Annotated in this window: 1 protein-coding gene; it reads right to left on the bottom strand. The window is 69.9% G+C overall.

The window, feature by feature from the left end:
- Window positions 1-524: alcohol dehydrogenase catalytic domain-containing protein (locus PKE99_RS38510; RefSeq protein ID WP_271215166.1), on the bottom strand; the 524-nt coding region annotated here is incomplete at its 3' end.
- Window positions 525-572: the final 48 nt, after the last annotated feature.

Below are 572 nucleotides of genomic sequence, written 5' to 3'. Positions count from 1 at the left end.
CAGCCGGTCGGGGCCGCGTCGGAGGCGAAAAGGGCGCGCTCGTCGGAGACGCCGTCCGGGATCGTGAAAGCGCCCTGGTCGGCGTAGGGCACCCGGATGTAACGGGCGTGGCTGCCCGCCCAGCCGCCCATGGCGTGGGAGTACCCGAAGCAACCGCCGATGGACTGGCCCCACAGCGCCTCGGTGATCCCCGGGTTGGGGTTTCCGTTGTCGCACAACGACCACAGCCCCTGCGTGCAGTACCAGCACTGCCCGCAGCCGATGAACGAGACCACCACCACCCGGTCGCCGACCCGGTGCTTGCTGACGCTCTTGCCGACCTCGGCGACCGTGCCCATGAACTCGTGGCCGAGCACGTCACCGGCGCGCATGGCGGGGATGTAGCCGCCCAGCAGGTGCAGGTCGGAGCCGCAGGTCACCGACAGGCCGACCTCGAGGATGATGTCGCGGTCGTTGAGGATCTTCGGCTCCGGGACGTCCTCGACGCCGACCTCGTTGACGCCGCGCCACGTGACCGCCTTCACCGCACACCTGCCTTGGGCGCCACCCTGGTCCACATCTCGAGGAGTGCC

The organism is Pseudonocardia halophobica, assembly GCF_027922425.1.
Lineage (GTDB): Bacteria > Actinomycetota > Actinomycetes > Mycobacteriales > Pseudonocardiaceae > Pseudonocardia > Pseudonocardia halophobica.
Note: the sequence above shows the minus strand (reverse complement) of the source record. Positions and strands in the feature narration are given on the sequence as shown.